Annotated in this window: 15 protein-coding genes; 3 read left to right on the top strand and 12 right to left on the bottom strand. The window is 70.9% G+C overall.

Annotation, left to right across the window (positions count from 1 at the left end):
* Nucleotides 1-24: 24 nt before the first annotated feature.
* From AC07DI_RS29065 to rimP, 5 genes are all read right to left on the bottom strand, one after another.
* Nucleotides 25-318 (bottom strand): DUF503 domain-containing protein, encoded by a 294-nt coding sequence (locus AC07DI_RS29065; RefSeq protein WP_384262099.1) that lies wholly within the window; start codon nucleotides 316-318, stop codon nucleotides 25-27.
* A 163-nt stretch (nucleotides 319-481) separates the two neighbouring features.
* A complete protein-coding gene (infB, locus tag AC07DI_RS29060; RefSeq protein WP_478907038.1) occupies nucleotides 482-3,619 on the bottom strand; it encodes a translation initiation factor IF-2 in 3,138 nt (1,045 codons plus the stop codon).
* 158 nt (nucleotides 3,620-3,777) lie between these two features.
* On the bottom strand, nucleotides 3,778-4,056 hold the full coding sequence (locus AC07DI_RS29055; protein ID WP_384262105.1) for a YlxR family protein: 279 nt from the start codon (nucleotides 4,054-4,056) through the stop codon (nucleotides 3,778-3,780).
* A gap of 133 nt (nucleotides 4,057-4,189) precedes the next feature.
* Entirely contained in the window at nucleotides 4,190-5,179 is a 990-nt protein-coding gene (gene nusA, locus AC07DI_RS29050) for a transcription termination factor NusA (protein WP_384262108.1), read from the bottom strand.
* Between the two features lie 2 nt (nucleotides 5,180-5,181).
* Nucleotides 5,182-5,685 (bottom strand): ribosome maturation factor RimP, encoded by a 504-nt coding sequence (gene rimP, locus AC07DI_RS29045; protein ID WP_478907036.1) that lies wholly within the window; start codon nucleotides 5,683-5,685, stop codon nucleotides 5,182-5,184.
* 267 nt (nucleotides 5,686-5,952) lie between these two features.
* Here rimP and AC07DI_RS29040 point away from each other — a divergent pair, with 267 nt between their 5' ends.
* From AC07DI_RS29040 to AC07DI_RS29030, 3 genes are read left to right on the top strand one after another with little or no spacing between them, the layout of a single operon-like run.
* A complete protein-coding gene (locus AC07DI_RS29040) occupies nucleotides 5,953-6,507 on the top strand; it encodes a hypothetical protein (protein WP_478907034.1) in 555 nt (184 codons plus the stop codon).
* Complete coding sequence (locus AC07DI_RS29035) at nucleotides 6,504-6,977, top strand: ferritin-like domain-containing protein (RefSeq protein ID WP_478907032.1); 474 nt, start codon at nucleotides 6,504-6,506, stop codon at nucleotides 6,975-6,977. Before AC07DI_RS29040 ends, AC07DI_RS29035 begins: the two co-directional genes overlap by 4 nt.
* Before the next feature lie 38 nt (nucleotides 6,978-7,015).
* Nucleotides 7,016-7,915: an aminoglycoside phosphotransferase family protein gene (locus AC07DI_RS29030; RefSeq protein WP_478907030.1), complete on the top strand. Its 900-nt coding sequence runs from the start codon at nucleotides 7,016-7,018 to the stop codon at nucleotides 7,913-7,915.
* Nucleotides 7,916-8,017: 102 nt separating this feature from the next.
* Here the strand turns inward: AC07DI_RS29030 and AC07DI_RS29025 are convergent, their stop codons facing one another.
* The 7 genes from AC07DI_RS29025 to secA form a co-directional block, all read right to left on the bottom strand.
* Complete coding sequence (locus AC07DI_RS29025; protein WP_478907029.1) at nucleotides 8,018-9,712, bottom strand: proline--tRNA ligase; 1,695 nt, start codon at nucleotides 9,710-9,712, stop codon at nucleotides 8,018-8,020.
* A gap of 78 nt (nucleotides 9,713-9,790) precedes the next feature.
* On the bottom strand, nucleotides 9,791-10,333 hold the full coding sequence (locus AC07DI_RS29020) for a GNAT family N-acetyltransferase (protein ID WP_478907027.1): 543 nt from the start codon (nucleotides 10,331-10,333) through the stop codon (nucleotides 9,791-9,793).
* A 30-nt stretch (nucleotides 10,334-10,363) separates the two neighbouring features.
* A complete protein-coding gene (locus AC07DI_RS29015; protein ID WP_384262129.1) occupies nucleotides 10,364-11,212 on the bottom strand; it encodes a GNAT family N-acetyltransferase in 849 nt (282 codons plus the stop codon).
* Nucleotides 11,213-12,669: 1,457 nt separating this feature from the next.
* Nucleotides 12,670-13,827, bottom strand: coding sequence for a flavodoxin-dependent (E)-4-hydroxy-3-methylbut-2-enyl-diphosphate synthase (ispG, locus tag AC07DI_RS29010; RefSeq protein ID WP_384250187.1), 1,158 nt, complete (start codon nucleotides 13,825-13,827; stop codon nucleotides 12,670-12,672).
* A 211-nt stretch (nucleotides 13,828-14,038) separates the two neighbouring features.
* Entirely contained in the window at nucleotides 14,039-15,340 is a 1,302-nt protein-coding gene (locus tag AC07DI_RS29005) for a M50 family metallopeptidase (RefSeq protein WP_384250185.1), read from the bottom strand.
* Complete coding sequence (dxr, locus tag AC07DI_RS29000; protein ID WP_384250182.1) at nucleotides 15,337-16,614, bottom strand: 1-deoxy-D-xylulose-5-phosphate reductoisomerase; 1,278 nt, start codon at nucleotides 16,612-16,614, stop codon at nucleotides 15,337-15,339. The genes AC07DI_RS29005 and dxr overlap by 4 nt, the downstream gene beginning before the upstream one ends.
* A gap of 77 nt (nucleotides 16,615-16,691) precedes the next feature.
* Nucleotides 16,692-19,508: a preprotein translocase subunit SecA gene (secA, locus tag AC07DI_RS28995; RefSeq protein WP_478907077.1), complete on the bottom strand. Its 2,817-nt coding sequence runs from the start codon at nucleotides 19,506-19,508 to the stop codon at nucleotides 16,692-16,694.
* Nucleotides 19,509-19,755 lie beyond the last annotated feature (247 nt).

The raw sequence follows: 19,755 nt of genomic DNA, 5'->3' as shown, positions 1-19,755 counted from the left end.
CCTTGTTCAGAGCCTGGGTGGCTCTCAGTCATCATCCCCGTGCAGCCGCCGTCGTACCGACAGCAGCTCCACTTCGGGCCGGGCGGCGACGAGGCGCTCGCACCGGTCCAGTACGTCCGTGAGATGGCCCCAGTCGCCCGACACCACGGCCAGCCCGACCTCGGCCCTGCGGTGCAGGTTCTGATCGCCCGTCTCCGCCGCGCTCACCGCGTACTTCCGCTGGAGCTCGGCGACGATCGGACGGACGACGGAGCGCTTCTCCTTCAGCGAATGTACGTCGCCGAGGAGGAGGTCGAAGGACAGAGTCCCCACATACATAAGGTGTCCGGATGTCCCGCCGGTACGGGATAGAGGCCCCGCCAACCGCTTGGCAGGGACACAAGAACCGTACACGGAACGGCCGGGGCCGATCGACGGGATATTTCCCCGTCGACCGGCCCCGACGCTGACCGCGTGGATCGGACTGCCGTGAGGCGGTCGATCAGCCGCGCGGCTTCTCGCGCATCTCGTACGTCGCGATGACGTCGTCGATCTTGATGTCGTTGAAGTTGCCGAGGTTGATACCGCCCTCGAACCCTTCGCGGATCTCGGTGACGTCGTCCTTGAAGCGGCGCAGACCCTCGATGTTGAGGCTCTCCGCGATGACCTTGCCATCACGCAGCAGTCGGGCCTTGGTGTTGCGCTTGACCTCGCCGGAACGGATGAGGACACCCGCGATGTTGCCGAGCTTGGACGAGCGGAAGACCTCGCGGATCTCCGCGGTGCCGAGCTCGACCTCCTCGTACTCCGGCTTGAGCATGCCCTTGAGGGCCGCCTCGATCTCCTCGATGGCCTGGTAGATCACCGAGTAGTAGCGGACGTCGACGCCCTCGCGCTCCGCCATCTGCGCGGCACGGCCGGCCGCACGGACGTTGAAGCCGATGACGATGGCGTCGGAGCCCATCGCCAGGTCGATGTCGGACTCGGTGACCGCACCCACACCACGGTGCAGGACACGGATGTCGACCTCTTCACCGACGTCGAGCTGGAGCAGCGAGGACTCGAGAGCCTCCACCGAACCGGACGCGTCGCCCTTGATGATGATGTTGAGGTCTTGCACCAGGCCCGCCTTGAGCACCTGGTCGAGGTCCTCGAGGGACACCCGGCGGGTGCGCTTGGCGAACGCGGCGTTGCGCTCACGGGCGGCACGCTTCTCGGCGATCTGACGCGCCGTACGGTCCTCGTCGACAACCAGGAAGTTGTCGCCGGCACCCGGCACGTTGGTGAGACCGAGCACGAGGACCGGAGTCGACGGGGTCGCCTCCTCCACGTTCTCGCCCTTGTCGTCGAGCATCGCGCGGACTCGGCCGTACGCGTCACCGGCGACCATCGTGTCGCCGACGCGGAGAGTACCGCGCTGGACGAGGACGGTCGCGACGGCGCCGCGGCCCTTGTCGAGGTGAGCCTCGATCGCGATGCCCTGCGCGTCCTGCTCCGGGTTGGCCCGCAGGTCGAGCGAGGCGTCCGCGGTCAGGACCACGGCCTCGAGCAGCTGCTCGATGTTGAGGCCCTGGCGCGCGGAGATGTCGACGAACATCGTGTCGCCGCCGTACTCCTCGGCCACCAGACCGAACTCGGTGAGCTGACCGCGCACCTTGGTCGGGTCGGCACCCTCGACGTCGATCTTGTTGACCGCGACCACGATCGGCACGTCGGCCGCCTTGGCGTGGTTCAGCGCCTCGATCGTCTGCGGCATCACACCGTCGTTCGCCGCGACCACGAGGATCGCGATGTCGGTGGACTTCGCACCACGGGCACGCATGGCGGTGAACGCCTCGTGACCGGGGGTGTCGATGAAGGTGATGGCGCGCTCTTCGCCATTGACCTCGGTCGCGACCTGGTAGGCACCGATGTGCTGGGTGATGCCACCGGCCTCGCCCGCGACGACGTTCGTCTTGCGGATCGCGTCGAGGAGGCGGGTCTTACCGTGGTCGACGTGACCCATGACGGTGACGACCGGCGGACGGGAGACGAGCATCTCCTCGCCGCCCTCGTCCTCGCCGAACTCGATGGAGAACGACTCCAGGAGCTCGCGGTCCTCCTCCTCCGGGCTGACGATCTCCAGGACGAAGTTCATCTCGTCCGCGAGGAGCTTCAGCGTCTCGTCGGAGACGGACTGCGTGGCGGTGACCATCTCGCCGAGGTTCATCATCACGCCGACGAGCGACGCCGGGTTGGCGTTGATCTTCTCGGCGAAGTCGGTCAGCGAGGCACCGCGCGACAGCCGGACGACCTGTCCGTTGCCGCGAGGCAGCATGACACCGCCCACCGACGGGGCCTGCATGGCCTCGTACTCCTGGCGCCTCTGCCGCTTCGACTTGCGGCCGCGACGGGCGGGCCCGCCGGGACGGCCGAAGGCACCCTGCGTGCCACCACGGGCACCGGGACCACCGGGACGGCCACCGAAGCCGGGACGGCCGCCGAAGCCGCCGCCACCACCGGGACGACCGGCACCGCCGCCACCACCCGGACCACCGGGACGGCCGGCGAAGCCGCCGCCACCGCCACCGGGACGGCCCGCGAAGCCGCCGCCACCGGGACGACCGCCACCGGCGCCGCCCGGACGACCGCCGCCGCCGGGACCACGCCCGCCGCCGGGGCCACCACCGGGACGCGGGCCCGCAGCGGGACGCTGCGGCATCATGCCCGGGTTCGGACGGTTACCGGCGGGACCGCCGCCGGGACGCGGAGCGCCGCCCTGCGGACGGGGCATGCCGCCCGGGGTCGGACGGGCGCCGCCCTGACCCTGCGGACGGGGAGCGCCACCGGGGCCGCCCTGGCCCTGCGGACGCGGGGCGCCACCGGGGCCGCCGGGGGCGCCGCCGGGACGCGGGGCACCGCCCGGACGGGGCGCCTGCGGGCGCGCCATGCCGGTGGAGCCACCAGAGGTGAAGGGGTTGTTGCCCGGACGCGGGCCCGCGGGGCGGGAGCCGCCGGGACGCGGAGCGCCGCCCTGGCCGCCGGGGCGCGGAGCACCCTGACGGTCGCCGCGGTCACCACGGTCGTTGCGGTCGCCGCGACCGCCCTGGCCCTGACCCTGGCCGGGGGCCGGACGGCCACCGGGCTTCGGGGCACCCGGGCGGGCGCCCGGACGGGGGGCCTGCGGAGCCGCGGGGGCGGCAGGAGCCTCCGGAGCGGCGGGCGGAGCGGTGAACTCCGGTGCGGCCGGAGCCGGCGAGGCCGGCGCGGGCTTGGGAGCCGGCGGCTTCGGACCCGGCGTCGGGCGCGGGCCCGGGGTCGCCGGAGAGGCCGCGGGCTTCTCGGCCGCGGCGGGCTTGGGCGCCGGCGGCTTGGGCGCGGCCGGACCCGGACGGGCGGCCTGCGCGGGAGAGGGGGACGCCGAGCCCGAGGGGGCCGGCGGCTTGGGGGCGGCCTGCTTGCGCGGCGCGCCGGGCTTGGCGGCGGACTTGCCGTTGCCGCCGCCCTGCTGGAATGCGTCAGTCAGTTTGCGTACCACCGGCGCCTCGATCGTCGAGGACGCCGAACGTACGAATTCACCGAGATCTTGGAGCTTGGCCATGACGACCTTGCTCTCTACACCGAACTCCTTGGCGAGTTCGTATACCCGGACCTTAGCCACTTCGCTCCTTTTAGGTCCGGGTTACGCCGGACCGTCGCTACTTCATGGGCGTACTCATCGCGTGCTCATCGAGTGCTCATCGCAATCTCGACCTACTTCCAACTCGCGGAATACCAAGGCCGCACGGGGTTCCGTGCGACCACGTCTTGCGCTGTCGCCTACTCGGCAACTGTCTCGACAGCCCGGCGCAACGCCTCCGTGTCGAGCGGTCCCTGGGCTCGGAGGGCCCGTGGGAACGCCCGGCGGCGGACCGCCAGGTCCAGACAGACCGGGGCGGGATGTACATAGGCACCCCGGCCGGGCAGCGTACCGCTTGGATCGGGGGCGCAGGCGCCCTCTTTCGCCACGATGCGCAGCAGTTCGCTCTTGGCCGCTCGCTCCCGGCACCCCACACAGGTGCGCTCAGGGCGTGCGCGGGTATGCGTCCGGCCAGACACGCTTAAGTCTACCTCCCCGCACCGACCTCACCCCTTTGGGGCAAGAATCGAACGGCTACTCGCCACATACTGTCGTGATCGAAGCGTCGGCCGCCCGGGATTTTATTCCCGCGACGGCCCCGCCACGGGTCCTCTACTGGTCGGCCGGCTGCTCGGTGTCGGGCCGGATGTCGATGCGCCAGCCGGTCAGCCGCGCGGCCAGGCGAGCGTTCTGCCCCTCCTTGCCGATGGCCAGCGAGAGCTGGTAGTCCGGCACGGTCACCCGGGCCGAGCGCGCGCCGAGGTCGACGACCTCGACCTTGCTGACGCGGGCCGGGGAGAGCGCGTGGGCGACCATGTCGGCCGGGTCGTCCGACCAGTCGACGATGTCGATCTTCTCGCCGTTGAGCTCGGCCATGACATTGCGCACGCGGCTGCCCATCGGGCCGATGCAGGCGCCCTTGGCGTTGAGCCCCGAGCGGGTCGAGCGGACCGCGATCTTGGTGCGGTGTCCTGCCTCGCGGGCGATGGCGGTGATCTCGACGGAGCCGTCGGCGATCTCCGGGACCTCGAGCGCGAAGAGCTTCTTCACCAGGTTCGGGTGCGTGCGCGACAGGGTCACGGACGGGCCGCGCACGCCCTTGGCCACCCGGACCACGTAGCTGCGCAGGCGCATCCCGTGCGGGTACTCCTCGCCGGGCACCTGCTCCTGTACGGGCAGGATGGCCTCGAGCTTGCCGATGTCGACCAACACGTTCTTCGGGTCGCGGCCCTGCTGGACGACGCCGGTGACGATGTCGCCCTCGCGGCCCGCGTACTCCCCGAGGGTCACGTCGTCCTGGGCGTCGCGCAGGCGCTGCAGGATGACCTGCTTGGCGGTGGTCGCGGCGATGCGGCCGAAGTCGGACGGGGTGTCGTCGAACTCCTTGGCCTCCTGCCCCTCTTCGAGGTCGGCCGGGTCCTCCGTCGCCCATACCGTCACATGGCCGCTCTCGCGGTCCAGCTTCACGCGGGCACGGCGGAAACTGCCGTCGGTGCGGTGGTAGGCGATGAGGAGGGCGGACTCGATCGCCTCGACGAGGAGGTCGAAGGAGATCTCCTTCTCACGGACCAGACCCCGCAGGGCACTCATGTCGATGTCCACGGCTACGCCTCCTCTTCTTCCTTCTTGTCCTTGCGGTTGAACTCGACCTGCACGCGCGCCTTGTCGATCTCGTCGTGGGCCAGGCGGCGGGAGGTGGCCTTACGGCCCTTCACGCCGGGCACCTCGAGGTCGAGGCCCTCGTCGTCCACAGTGAGGATGCGGGCGGTCAGTTCGCCGCCGCCCTCGGTCAGCTGGAACTTCACCAGGCGGCCCACGGCCCGCACATAGTGACGGTGCTCGGTGAGGGCCCGCTCGGCGCCGGGGGAACCGACCTCCAGGTCGTACTCCCCCTCGCCCATGGCGTCACTCTCGTCGAGCTTCGCGGAGAGCAGGCGGCTCACTTCCGCGATCTGGTCCAGATCCACGCCGTCCTCGGAGTCGATCACGACTCTCAGCACTCGCTTGCGTCCGACCGAGGCCACTTCGATCTCTTCGAGATCCAGGTCCTGGGAGCTGACGAGCGGTTCCAGTAGTTGCCGCAGCCTCTCGCTCTGGGTGGTGCTCATCCGGGTGACTCCTCGGCCGCGTGTGCTGTTGTGGGTGCGTTGCAAGTCTGCGTGTCAGGTCAAAGGGTATCCGGTCCGAAGGGGTGTTGCCGCCCACGGACCGGACGATGCGCCGCTCCGGTCCGAGCCGCTCGCCGGTGCCGGGGCGGTCCGAAGGTACGGTGATCACCGGGCCCGTGCCCACCGATCTCCCTTTCCGTTCTTTTCTGTTCCTTTCCACTCACTTCTCGCTCACGCCTTTTGGCCTTCCTTCCGAGGACGTCTGCCGTGCCGTCGTATCGCACCGCCCCGTGGTCCCGCCCGGGTCCGCGCCGAAGGAGTCTGCTCACGGGGGCCGCCGGTGTCGCGTCGGCGGCGCTGCTCGCGGGCTGCAGCACGGACTCCGCCGACGCCGACGCCGAGAAGCGTCTCTCCGCCGAGCGGCGGCTGCGCGCGAAGGCCGCGAAGGAGAGCGGGGAACTCCTGCGGCACTACGACGCCGTACTCGCCGCGCACCCCTCGCTCGCGCGCCGGCTCGGGCCGCTGCGGGCCGAGGTGAAGCAGCACGCCGAGGCGTTCGACGACCATGGCGCTCCGGCCGCCGCGCCCGCTTCCCCGTCCGTCTCCGCCTCCGCCTCCGGGACGCCGAAGGCGCCGCGTGCCGTGGCCTCGGAGCCCGCCGATGCCGTACGCGAACTCGCCGATGCCGAGCGGAAGCTCGCCGACCGCCGGGGCGCCGCCCTCCTCGACGCCTCCGCCGAGCAGAGCAGACTGCTCGCCTCGGTGGCCGCCGCGGGAGCGGCCCACGCCTATCTCCTCACGGAGCCGGAGGACGACAAGTGAGCCGCGACGACACCTCGAAGGACCAGGAGCTGAAGGCCTTGCAGGCCGCACTCGGCGCCGAGCACGCCGCCGTGTACGGCTACGGCGTCGTCGGCGGCCGGATCGGCGACAAGCGCAGGTCCGAGGCGCGCACGGCGTACGACGCGCACCGCGCCCGGCGCGACGAGCTGCAGCGCGCGGTGCGCGACCTCGGCGGTGAGCCGCGGGCCGCCGACGCGGCGTACTCGCTGCCCTTCCCTGTGCCGGACTCCGCGGCGGCCGTGCGGCTCGCCACGGAGCTCGAGGACCGGGTCGCCGGGGTCTACTCCGATCTCGTACGGGCCGCTTCGGGCGCCCGGCGGGCCGCCGCGGCCACCGCGCTGCGGGAGGCCGCGGTCCGCGCGGCACGGTGGCGGGCCGGGAGCGTAGCCTTCCCTGGGCTCGCGGAGCGGTCGGCACCGCCGTCCGCAGCGGCAACGCCCAAGGCGTAACGCGCTCAGGAGCTTTACCGGAAGGGAACGACTCGCGCATGGCTTTCGAACCGCCGCAGCGCCTCGTCACAGCACTCGGCGAGACGGCGCAGGACGGCGACGACTGGCTGGAGAAGCTGCCCGGGGCAGTGGAACAGTCCGTCGCTGCACGCGAGTTGACCGTCGAGCGGGTCCACGTTCCCGGCGGCCGCAGCAGCCTCGTCGTGCTGGTGCGGCGGGCCGACGGCACGCCCGCCGTGCTGAAGCTGGTACCGCCCCGCTCACGGCCGGAGAGCGAGCGCGCCGCGCTCGCCCACTGGAACGGGCTCGGCGCCGCACGGCTGCTCGACCCCGAGTGCTCGGACGGGGCGCTGCTCCTCGAACGGCTGCACCGCGACGTGTCGGTGCGGTCGCTGCCCGAGGCCAAGGCGCTCCTGGAGGCCGCTGGCACGCTGCGGCGGCTCTGGGTGACGCCGCCCGCCGGGCACCGGTTCGAGACGGTCGCCGAGCGGACGGGTCGGCAGGCCGACGCGATGCGGGCCTCCGCCGCCGCGCAGCCGGATGTCGCACCGCTGGTCGACGCGGCGCTCGCGGCCCGCGACGAGCTGCTCGCCGCGGAGGTGGAGCCGCGGCTGCTTCACGGCACCTTCCGGCAGAGCAAGGTACTCGCCGGGGACCGGCTGCCGTGGCTGGCCGTGGGACCCGACCCGGTCGTCGGCGACTGCGCCTTCGATCTGGCGCGGCTCGTCCGTGACCGGGTCGAGGACCTGATCGCGTCGCCGTCGGGCGCCTCGATCACCCGGCGCCGGGTGAAGAAGCTGGCCGAGTCCCTGGAGGTGGACCAGGAGCGGCTGCGGGGGTGGACGCTGTTCCGGGCCGTGGAGTCGGGGGTGCGGGCCCTGCGGGTGGGGCGGGGGCAGGACGCGGAGTTGCTGTTGGAGTTCGCGGGGTGGCTGTAGGAGGTCGCCCTCCTACAGCCCCGTCTCCGGGGGCTCCGCCTCCGGACCCCGCTCCCCCGCTCCTCAAACTCTCCCGCTCCTCAAACGACGGAGGGGTTGGGATCAGGCCGTCAGGCGGGCGATCGCCTCGTCGACCGTGAGTTCCTCGCGCTCGCCCGTGCGGCGGTCCTTCAGCTCCAGGACGCCCTCGGCGGAGCGCCGGCCCGCGACCAGGATCTGCGGGACGCCGATCAGCTCGGCGTCAGTGAACTTCACACCCGGGGAGACCCCGGCCCGGTCGTCGACCAGGACGCGGGCGCCCGCGGCACCCAGCTTCTCGGCGACGTCGAGGGCCAGCTCCGTCTGGAGGGCCTTGCCCGCGGCGACCACGTGGACGTCGGCGGGTGCGACCTCCTTGGGCCAGCACAGGCCCTTGTCGTCGGCGGTCTGCTCGGCGAGCGCCGCCACCGCGCGGGAGACGCCGATGCCGTACGAGCCCATGGTGACGCGGACCGGCTTGCCCTGGTTGCCGAGGACGTCGAGCTGGAAGGTGTCGGCGTACTTGCGGCCGAGCTGGAAGATGTGGCCGATCTCGATGGCACGGTCCAGCTTGAGGCCGGTGCCGCAGTTCGGGCACGGGTCGCCCTCTTCGACCACGACGACGTCGAGGTACTGGTCGACCTCGAAGTCACGGCCGCAGACGACGTTCCTTGCGTGCTTGTCCTGCTTGTTGGCGCCGGTGATCCAGGCCGTGCCGGGGGCGACGCGCGGGTCGGCGATGTAGCGGACCTTGTCCAGGCCCTGCGGGCCGACGTAACCGCGTACGAGATCGTCGCGGCCCTCGAAGTCCTCCGCGGTGACCAGCTCGACCTCGGCCGGGGCCAGGTGCTCACCGAGCTTGCCGAGGTCGACCTCGCGGTCGCCGGGCACGCCGACGGCGACGATCTCGCCGTCGACCTTGACCAGGAGATTCTTCAGGGTCGCCGACGCCGGGACGCCGAGGTGCTCGGCGAGGGTCTCGATGGTCGGGGTGTCGGGGGTGTCCAGCTCCTCGACGGGGCCGTGCGCGGAGCCGTCGACCGGGGCGAGCGCGAAGGTCACGGCCTCGGTGTTGGCGGCGTAGTCGCAGGCCGGGCAGTCCGCGAAGGTGTCCTCGCCGGCCGGGGCGGGGGCCAGGAACTCCTCGGAGGCCGAGCCGCCCATGGCGCCGGAGATCGCGGAGACGATGCGGTAGTCGAGGCCGAGGCGCTCGAAGATCCTCTGGTACGCCCCGCGGTGCAGCGCGTACGCCTCGGCGAGGCCCTCGTCGGTGGTGTCGAAGGAGTACGAGTCCTTCATCTGGAACTCGCGGCCGCGCAGCACACCGGCGCGCGGGCGGGCCTCGTCGCGGTACTTCGTCTGGATCTGGTAGAGGATCACCGGCAGGTCCTTGTAGGACGAGCACTGGTCCTTGACGACCTGGGTGAAGATCTCCTCGTGGGTGGGGCCGAGGAGGTATTCGGCGCCCTTCCTGTCCTTGAGGCGGAAGAGCAGGTCGCCGTACTCCTCGTACCGGCCGGACGCCTCGTAGGGCTCCTTGGGCAGGAGCGCGGGGAGCAGCACTTCCTGACCGCCGATGGCGTCCATCTCCTCGCGCACGACGCGGGCGATGTTCTCGTAGACCTTCTTGCCCAGCGGCAGCCAGGTCCAGATGCCGGCGGCGGTACGGCGGACGTAGCCGGCCCGGACCAGGAGCTTGTGGTTGAGCGTCTCGGCGTCCGCGGGGTCGTCGCGCAGTGTCTTGACCATCAACCGGGACATGCGCTGGACCTGGGCCATGATTGTTTACTCCTGCTGCGTGAGGGTGATGCCAGGAGGTTAGCCGGGGCGCCGGTGCGGGCGGAAATCGGTTATCACTCAGACCCGCCGCGGCAGGGGCAGTGGGGCGCCCATCACGGTGTACGGCTTGGGGGCGCTGGGGAAGAGCACGCGGCGCGCGAGGTCCGTGTAGCCGAGTGAGCGGTAGAGGCCCCGGGCGGGGCTCTCGACGTCGATCGCGGAGAGGATCGAGCGGGGCTCGGGGACGCCCTCCGTGATGGTGGTGATCAGTGCCCGGCCGATGCCGCGGTTCTGGTGGCCAGGGTGCACATGCAACTCGGTGATGACGAAGGAGTCGTCCAGCCAGTCGTCCACGTCCCGGCTGCGCAGGTACGGCTCGACGACCGTCGACCACCAGTGGCCGCGGTCGTTGGGCATGCCGTAGACGAAGCCGACGAGCCGGTCGTCGGGGGTGGTCGCGCCGAGCGCGCGGGCCCGGGGGTACGTGACGTGGCGCAGGACGATCTGCCGTCGCACGGCGATCTCCTCGTCGCTCAGACCGAAGGCGTGGGCCTGGACGCGCAGCGCGTCGTCCACGCGTGCGGCGAGGTCGAGGGGCCCGATCACGACGTCGTCTGTCATAAGGGCGACCCTACTTCGCGGCGCCCGCGTTCAGAACAGGACGCTCATGAACGCCCCGACCTCCTGGAAGCCGACCTTTCGGTACGCCGCCCTGGCCGCGGTGTTGAAGTCGTTGACGTAGAGGCTGGCGACCGGGGCGATGTCCGCGAGGGCGTAGCGCAGGACGGCCGCCATGCCGGGGGCGGCGAGGCCGCGGCCGCGGTACTCGGGGGCCACCCAGACGCCCTGGATCTGGCAGGCCTGCGGGGTGACGGCGCCGATCTCGGCCTTGAAGACGACCTTGCCGTCCCGGTCGATACGGGCGAAGGATCGGCCGGAGCCGACGAGTTCGGCGACGCGGGCCTGGTAGAGGAGTCCGCCGTCACCCGCCATCGGGGAGACGCCGACCTCCTCGGTGAACATCGCCACGCACGCCGGCATGATCGTCTCCATCTCGTCCTTGCGGACGCGACGGACGTACGGGTCGGGGGTGATGTCGTCCGGAAGCCGGTCGGCGACCATCAGGGGCTGCTGGGCGCGGACCTCGCGGGCGGGGCCCCAGGACGGCTGGAGGAGCCGCCACAGCTGGGCGGTGGGGGTCGCGGGGCCGACGATGGACGAGCAGCGGCGGCCCGCCCTGCGGGCCCGGTCGGCGAAGCCGCGGACGGCGCGGGGGCTCGCGCATATCGGCACGAGGTTGGCGCCCGCATAGCAGAGGGACTCCAGCATGCCGTCCTCGTACCAGCCCCACATCTCGCCGCCGAGACGCCAGGGGTCGAGCCCTGCCACCTGGACGCGGGCGGCCACGAAGGCGTTCGCGACCGGCTCGCGGTCGAGCACCGCGAGTGCGGCGTCCAGGTCGCTCGGTTCGAGCACCCTGGTGGTGGTCTGAGTCAACACGTGCGGGGGCCTCACCATACGGTCTGCTGATCTCCGCACTGTACCTGGCGGGGGCGCCTTGTGCGGGGGGTGCCTTTTGTCCGTTGGGCTCTGGGCTGGTCGGCGGGGTTTCTGTCGGTGGGGGTGGCGGTCTTTCCCGCCGTTGCGCGGCGGGTCTTGCCCAGGTGCCCGTCGGTGGGGGGGCGTTTTTCGCCGCTGCGCGGCAGGCCTTGCCCACCTGCCCGTTGGTGGGACGGACGTTCTTTCGCCGCTGCGCGGCAGGCCTCGCCCAGGTGCCCGTGCCGTTGGCGGAGGGGGGCGTTCTTTCGCCGCTGCGCGGCAGGTCTCGCCCACGTGTCCGCCTGTGGGAGCGGGGGCCTTTTCGCCGCTTCGCGGCGGGTCTGCCCACCCACCCACCCGTTTGCCCTGCGACGTGGCCTTCCCATAGGGGCGTTCGCCGCTGCGGGGCGAGGGGGCGTGCATCCGCCCGCTCGGCGGGGCGGGCCCTTTTCGCCGCTTCGCGGCGGCAATTTCCCACCCACCCACCCGTATACCCCGCGACGTGGCGTTGCCGTAGGGGTGCGGGGGCTGGGTGGGTGGATGGGGAAACGGCCGCGAAGCGGCGGGCCGGGGGAAGCGGCGCCGGAGGCCGTGTGCACCGGCGGGGAGCGGCGGCCGACCACCGGTGGCGGGCCAGGGCGGATGCGGCGCCGAAGGCTGTGTGCACCGGCGCGGAGCGGCAGGCCTGCCGGGGGGGCCGGGCGGGTGGGTGGGGAAACCGCCGCGGAGCGGCGGGCCGGGGGAAGCGGCGCCGGAGGCCGTGTGCACCGGCGGGGAGCGGCGGCCGACCACCGGTGGCAGCCCGGGCGGGTGGGTGGGGAAACCGCCGCGGAGCGGCGGGCCGGGGGCGGATGCGGCGCCGAAGGTCGTGTGCACCGGCGCGCAGCGGCGGGCCCCGGGGGAAGCGGCGCCGGAGGCCATGTGTACCGGCGCGCAGCGGCAGCCGACCACCGGTGGCGGGCCGGGTGGGTGGGTGGGGAAACCGGCGCGGAGCGGCGGGCCCCGGGGGAAGCAGCGCCGGAGGCCATGCGTACCGGCGCGCAACGGCGGCCGACCACCCGTGGCGCGGGGAAACACACGCCCCGGCACGGGACGACGGCACGGGGCACCACACACGCCGGCGCGGAGCGGCGGCCCAAGACTGGCGGCGCCGGGAACCACACCTACCCCCAGGGCACCACACGTACCGCCGCGGAGCGGCGGGCCGGGGGCGGATGCGGTGCCGGAGGCCGTGTGACACCGGCGCGGAGCGGCGGCCGGCCACCCGTGGCGCCGAGAAACGTACGCCCCGGCACGGGACGACGGCGCCGGAAGGCACGCGTACCGGCGCGGAGCGGCGGGCCATGGCCCCGGGAGCGTACAAACGTGCCCCGCCGCTACCCGAGCGGCGGGGCACGAAAAAGAGGAGGGAGCGCGGGTCAGCCCGCGACCGCCACCGTCGGCTCGCCGGAGGCCACGCCGTCCTTCTCCATCTGCTCCGCGATCTTCATCGCCTCGTCGATGAGCGTCTCCACGATCTTGGACTCGGGGACGGTCTTGATGACCTCGCCCTTGACGAAGATCTGGCCCTTGCCGTTGCCGGAGGCGACGCCGAGGTCGGCCTCGCGGGCCTCGCCCGGGCCGTTCACGACGCAGCCCATGACGGCGACGCGCAGCGGGACCTCCATGCCGTCGAGGCCCGCGGTGACCTCTTCGGCGAGCTTGTAGACGTCGACCTGGGCGCGGCCGCAGGACGGGCAGGAGACGATCTCCAGGCGGCGCTGGCGGAGGTTGAGGGACTCCAGGATCTGGATGCCGACCTTGATCTCCTCGGCCGGCGGGGCCGACAGGGAGACGCGGATCGTGTCGCCGATGCCCTCGGAGAGCAGCGCGCCGAAGGCGACCGCCGACTTGATGGTGCCCTGGAAGGCGGGGCCCGCCTCGGTCACGCCGAGGTGCAGGGGGTAGTCGCACTGGGCCGCGAGCTGGCGGTAGGCGTTGACCATGACCACCGGGTCGTTGTGCTTCACGGAGATCTTGATGTCGCGGAAGTCGTGCTCCTCGAAGAGGGACGCCTCCCAGAGCGCCGACTCGACGAGCGCCTCGGGGGTCGCCTTGCCGTACTTCTTCAGGAGGCGGGCGTCCAGGGAGCCCGCGTTCACGCCGATGCGGATCGGCGTACCCGCGTCCTTGGCGGCGCGCGCGATCTCCTTGACCTTGTCGTCGAACTGCTTGATGTTGCCCGGGTTCACCCGGACCGCGGCGCAGCCCGCGTCGATGGCCGCGAACACGTACTTCGGCTGGAAGTGGATGTCGGCGATCACCGGGATCTGCGACTTCTTGGCGATGATCGGCAGCGCGTCGGCGTCGTCCTGCGTGGGGCAGGCGACGCGCACGATCTGGCAGCCGGAGGCCGTCAGTTCGGCGATCTGCTGCAGCGTGGCGCCGATGTCGGAGGTGCGCGTGGTCGTCATCGACTGCACCGACACCGGCGCGTCCCCACCGACGGCCACCGCACCGACCTGGATCTTGCGGCTGACCCTTCGGTCGGCGAGCTTGGTCGGTACGGACGGGATTCCGAGCGATACGGCTGTCATCTGGCGAGCATCCCCAAGAGTGTGGATCACAAGAAGCGTGAGTCGAGGTCCCGAGATCGGCGGGCTCCAGGCTTCGAGATTACGGCACCGGGTATTGGCCGAACACATCCCGTCCGAAACTCCACCCAATGGAGGGCGGCCCATCACATAGCGTGCCGGGCCGCCGCAATCTCCTCGTAACCGGGCGCTTGCGAAGAAGCACCCGGTGATGTCAGGAGATTCTCACCGGGTTCACCACATCCGCGATGAGCACCAGGATCGTGAAGCAGATGAAGATGCCCGCCACCACGTAGGCGACCGGCATCAGCTTGGCGACGTCGAACGGGCCCGGGTCGGGGCGGCGCAGGACCTTCGCCGCGTTGCGGCGCACGGACTCCCACAGGGCGCCCGCGATGTGGCCGCCGTCGAGCGGGAGCAGCGGCAGCATGTTGAAGAGGAACAGGGAGAGGTTGAAGCCCGCGATGAGGAACAGCATCATCGCGATCTGGTTCTCCGGCGGGATGTCCAGGGTGAAGACGTCGCCGCCCACCCGGGCCGCGCCGACCACGCCCATCGGGGAGTCCTGCTTGCGGTCGCCGTCGCCGAACGCCGCGTTCCACAGGTCGGGGATCTTGGACGGCAGGGCGATGATCGACTCGACGCCGTTCTCCATCATGTCGCCCATGCGGTCCACGGACTGGCCGAAGGACTGCTGCACGATGCCGGTGGCGGGAGTGAAACCGAGGAACCCGGCGTACACGTACTTGCCCTCGACGTAGGCGCCGTCGCCGTCGGTCTTGGTGACCTGGTTCTTGATCAGGTCGGCGTGCAGGTCCACCCGCTTGCCGTCACGCTCGACCGTGATCGTGGCCGGGCCGATGGTCTCGCGGATCTTCGACTGGAGCGAGGACCAGTCGTCGACGGGCTTCCCCTGGAAGGCGACGATCTTGTCAGCGGGCTTCAGTCCCGCGGCCTTGGCGGGCGCGGGCTTGTCGCCCTTCTCGCACTTGGAGCGGTTCTCGCTCTGCTGGATGACGCAGTCGGAGACCTTGCCGACCTGGGTCGTCTGGCTGCTGATGCCGAACGTCATCATCACGCCGAGGAAGATCGCCACGGCGAGGATCAGGTTCATGAAGGGCCCGGCGAACATCACGATGACGCGCTTCCACGGCTTGCGCGTGTAGAAGAGGCGCGACTCGTCGCCGGGCTGCAGCTCCTCGAAGGCCGCCGAGCGGGCGTCCTCGATCATGCCGCGCCAGGGCGACGTCGACCGTGCCTCTATGCGGCCGTCCGCGCCCGGCGGGAACATGCCGATCATGCGGATGTAGCCGCCGAGGGGGATGGCCTTGACGCCGTACTCGGTGTCGCCCTTCTTCCGCGAGAAGATGGTCGGGCCGAAGCCCACCATGTACTGCGGGACGCGGATGCCGAACATCTTGGCGGTCGACAGGTGGCCCAGCTCGTGCCAGGCGATCGAGAAGAGCAGCCCGATCACGAAGACGACTATCCCGAGGATCATCATCAAAGTCGTCATGCACGGGCCTCCGCGGTCGCCTTGCCTGCCAGTTCACGTGCCCGAGCACGTGCCCAGGTCTCCGCTTCGAGGACGTCCGCGACGGTCAGGGAGGTTCCCGACGCGGTGGAGGCCGCGGCACCGTGCTCCTCGTGTTCGCGCACGGTGCGCGTCACGGTCTCCATGATGCCGTTGAAGGGCAGCGCGCCCTTCAGGAAGGCGTCCACGCATTCCTCGTTGGCGGCATTGAACACCGCCGGGGCCGTGCCCGCGAGCTCTCCGACGTGCCGGGCGAGGCCGACCGACGGGAAAGCGTCGTTGTCCAGGGGGAAGAACTCCCAGCTCGACGCCTTGGTCCAGTCGAAGGCGGGGGCGGCGTCCGGAACGCGTTCCGGCCAGCCGATGCCGATGGCGATCGGACCGGACATGTCGGGCGGCGTCGCCTGCGCGAGGGTCGAGCCGTCGGTGAACTCCACCATGGAGTGCACGTACGACTGGGGGTGGACGACGACCTCGATGCGGTCGAAGGGGATGTCGTAGAGGAGGTGCGCCTCGATGACCTCAAGGCCCTTGTTGACCAGCGTCGCGGAGTTGACGGTGATCACCGGGCCCATGGCCCAGGTCGGGTGCGCGAGCGCGTCCTCGGGGGTGACGTGCGCGAGGTCGGCCTTCGTACGGCCGCGGAAGGGACCGCCGGACGCGGTGACGACGAGCTTGCGCACGTCCGCGCGGGTGCCGGCCGCCAGCGCCTGGAAGAGGGCCGCGTGCTCGGAGTCGACCGGGATGATCTGGCCGGGCTTGGCGACGGCCTTCACGAGGGGCCCGCCGACGATGAGCGATTCCTTGTTGGCGAGCGCCAGCGTGCGCCCCGCCTCCAGGGCGGCCAGCGTCGGGGCGAGGCCGATGGAGCCGGTGATGCCGTTGAGGACCGTGTGGCACGCGGAGGCGGCGAGCTGGGTGGCGGCGTCGGCTCCGGCCAGGATCTCGGGCAGCGGCTCCCCCGCGCCGTACTCGGCCCGGAGCGCTTCGCGCAGTGCCGGTACGACGTCCTCGCGGGCGACCGCCACGGTCCGCACGCGCAGCTGCCGTGCCTGCTCGGCGAGGAGGCCGACTCGGCCGCCCGCGGCGGAGAGCGCCGTGACGCGGAAGCGGTCGGGGTTGCGCCGGACGAGGTCGATGGCCTGGGTGCCGATCGATCCCGTGGAGCCGAGGATCACGATGTCCCGCGGGCCGTCGCCGTCGACGGGGTCGAAGACGAGATGCGGGTCGGCGAGGGGGGATGGGCTGTCGCTCATCCCCCCATTGTGGCCGCAACACGCCTCCGGTCCGACAGGGCGTGCCCGGTTGGGGGCGTGTGTGGCGCGCGGCGGGGTCACCGCTTGTCGCGGTGTGCGCCCGCCGGTCCTTCACCGGAGTGGGCTACGCGTCCCGTTTGCCCTGTTTCCTGCTGGGTGGCCGGTCCGTCGCCGCGGGATCCGAAGTCACCCTCCAGGACGCCTTCCGCCGTGTCCACGGTCGGCGCCGTGAAGCGGAGCCGGTCCTCGGTCCTGCGTGCCCGCAGCCCCTCGGCGCTGATCTCGACGGCATCCCGTACCGGCTCCTCCTGCTGCTCCTGCTCCTCCTGCTGCTCCGGTTGCTCCGGTTGCTCCTGCTGTTCCGGCTGTTCGACGTGGACCTCCAGGTGGAACAGGTAGCCGACCGACTCCTCCTTGATCGCGTCCATCATCGCGCCGAACATCTCGAACCCCTCGCGCTGGAATTCGAAGAGAGGGTCCCTGCCGAGGTAGGACCGCATCCAGATGCCCTCCTGGAGGTAGTCCATCTCGTACAGGTGCTCGCGCCACTTGCGGTCCAGGACGGACAGCACCACGCGTCGTTCCAGTTCACGCATGACGTCCTCGCCGAGTGCGCGCTCGCGTTCCGCGTACCGCTCGTGGACGTCGTCGACCAGGGCCTCGCGGACCTGCTCGGCGGTCACGTCCGCGCGGGTGCCCGCCGCCGCGTCGAGGTCCTCGGGGGTGACCCGGACGGGGTAGAGCTGCCGGCAGGCGCTCCACAGCCGGTCCAGGTCCCACTCCTCGGCGAACCCCTCGGCGGTGGCGGCGGCGACGTACGCCTCGACCGTGTCGTCCATGAAGTGGTGGATCTGCCCGCGCAGGTCCTCGCCGTCCAGGACGCGGCGGCGCTCGGCGTAGATGAGGCTGCGCTGGCGGTTGAGGACCTCGTCGTACTTGAGGACGTTCTTGCGGGTCTCGAAGTGCTGCTGCTCGACCTGTGACTGGGCGGCGGCGATGGCGCGGGTGACCATCTTGTTCTCGATGGGGACGTCGTCGGGGACGTTGGTCATGAGCATCACGCGTTCGACCAGTTCGGCGCGGAAGAGCCGCATCAGGTCGTCGCCGAGCGAGAGGTAGAAGCGGGACAGGCCCGGGTCGCCCTGGCGTCCGCTGCGGCCGCGCAGCTGGTTGTCGATGCGGCGCGACTCGTGCCGTTCGGTGCCGAGGACGTACAGGCCGCCGAGCTCCGTGACCTCGGTGTGCTCGGCCGCCGCGGCGGCCTCGACGCGCCGCAGGATCTCGCCGTACCGGTCAGGGGCCTCCTCCGGGGTGAGGCCCGCGCTCCGGAGTTCGGTCTCGGCGATGGCCTCGGGGTTGCCGCCGAGCATGATGTCGGTGCCTCGTCCCGCCATGTTCGTGGCCACGGTGACGGCTCCCCTGCGGCCCGCCTGCGCCACGATCTGCGCCTCGCTCCGGTGGTTCTTGGCGTTGAGCACCGCGTGCCGGATGCCGCGCCCCGTGAGCAGTGCCGAGAGGTGTTCGGACTTGGCCACGGAGACGGTGCCGACGAGGATCGGCTGGCCGGTGCGGTGCCTTTCGATGATGTCGGCGACGACCGCCTCGAATTTCACGGATTCGTCGCGGTAGACGACGTCGGGCCGATCGGCGCGGACCATCGGTTTGTTGGTGGGGATCGGCACCACCTGGAGTTTGTAGATCTGGTGGAACTCTGCGGCCTCGGTCATGGCCGTGCCGGTCATTCCGGAGAGTTTCCCGTAGAGGCGGAAGAAATTCTGCAGCGTGATCGTGGCGAGCGTCTGGTTCTCGTCCTTGACCGTGACTCCCTCCTTGGCCTCGATGGCCTGGTGGACGCCTTCGTTGTAGCGGCGTCCGGCGAGAATGCGGCCGGTGTGCTCGTCGACGATCAGGACCTCGCCGTCGGTGACCACGTAGTCCTTGTCCCGCTTGAAGTGTTCCTTGGCCTTGAGGGCGTTGTTCAGCTGGCCGATGAGGGAGGTGTGGGCGGAGTCGTAGAAGTTGTCGATGCCGAGTTGGTCCTCCAGGAATTCCACACCGTTGTCGAGGATCGCGACGGTGCGCTTCTTCGGGTCGTACTCGTAGTCGTACGCGGCGCGCAGCTCGGCCAGTTCGAGTTTGCGCTGCTGGGTCGTGAACTTCTCCTCCTGGATCGCGACGCCCCGTAATCTCCGCACGACGTCGGCGAAGAATCCGTACCACTGCGTCGGCTGGTCGGCGGGGCCGGAGATGATCAGCGGGGTGCGGGCCTCGTCGATGAGGATGGAGTCGGCCTCGTCGACGATCGCGAAGTGGTGTCCGCGCTGCACCAGTTCGCTCTTCGACCAGGCCATGTTGTCGCGCAGGTAGTCAAAGCCGAATTCGTTGTTGGTGCCGTACGTGATGTCGCAGGCATAGGCGGCGCGGCGTTCGTCCGGGCTCATCTCGGTCTTGATGACGCCGACGGTCAGGCCGAGGAACCGGTAGGCGCGGCCCATCCAGCGGGCGTCGCGCGCGGCCAGGTAGTCGTTGACGGTGACGAGGTGGACGCCGTGTCCCGTCAGCGCGTTCAGATAGGCGGGCAGGGTGGCGGAGAGGGTCTTTCCCTCGCCCGTCTGCATTTCGGCGACGTTGCCGAGGTGGAGCGCCGCGCCGCCCATGATCTGGACGTCGAAGTGGCGCATTCCGAGGGTGCGGCGGGCGGCCTCGCGAACGGCCGCGAAGGCCTCGGGCAGCAGATCGTCGAGGTGTTCCCCGTCGGCGTAGCGCTCTTTGAACTCGTCGGTGAGAGCACGTAGTTCGCTGTCGCCAAGACGCTCCATGTCCGCCTCGACGGAATTGACCTGATCCCTGATCCGTTCGAGTCTGCGGAGCATTCTTCCTTCGCCCGCGCGCATGATTTTTCCGGTGAGGCGTTCCAGTTTGAGGATGGACAACGTGATCCCCTCCTGGTTCTCATGCCGGTCCGCTCATTGTGGGCGGGCCCCCTCTCCTCAGCAAGCAGCACGGTTACGGGCGGGACGGAATAGGGCGCACGCGAAATATTTCGGCGAATGGGGCGTCAGGGGGATGGAAAAGGTCGGCTCATGGGCGGCTTTCGCGGGTCGGTGTACGCCGATCTCGCATCGTCACACCGGACGCCGC

Source organism: Streptomyces sp. NPDC044106, assembly GCF_056433985.1.
The sequence above is the reverse complement of the archived record's forward strand: the minus strand, read 5'-3'. Positions and strand labels throughout refer to the sequence as shown.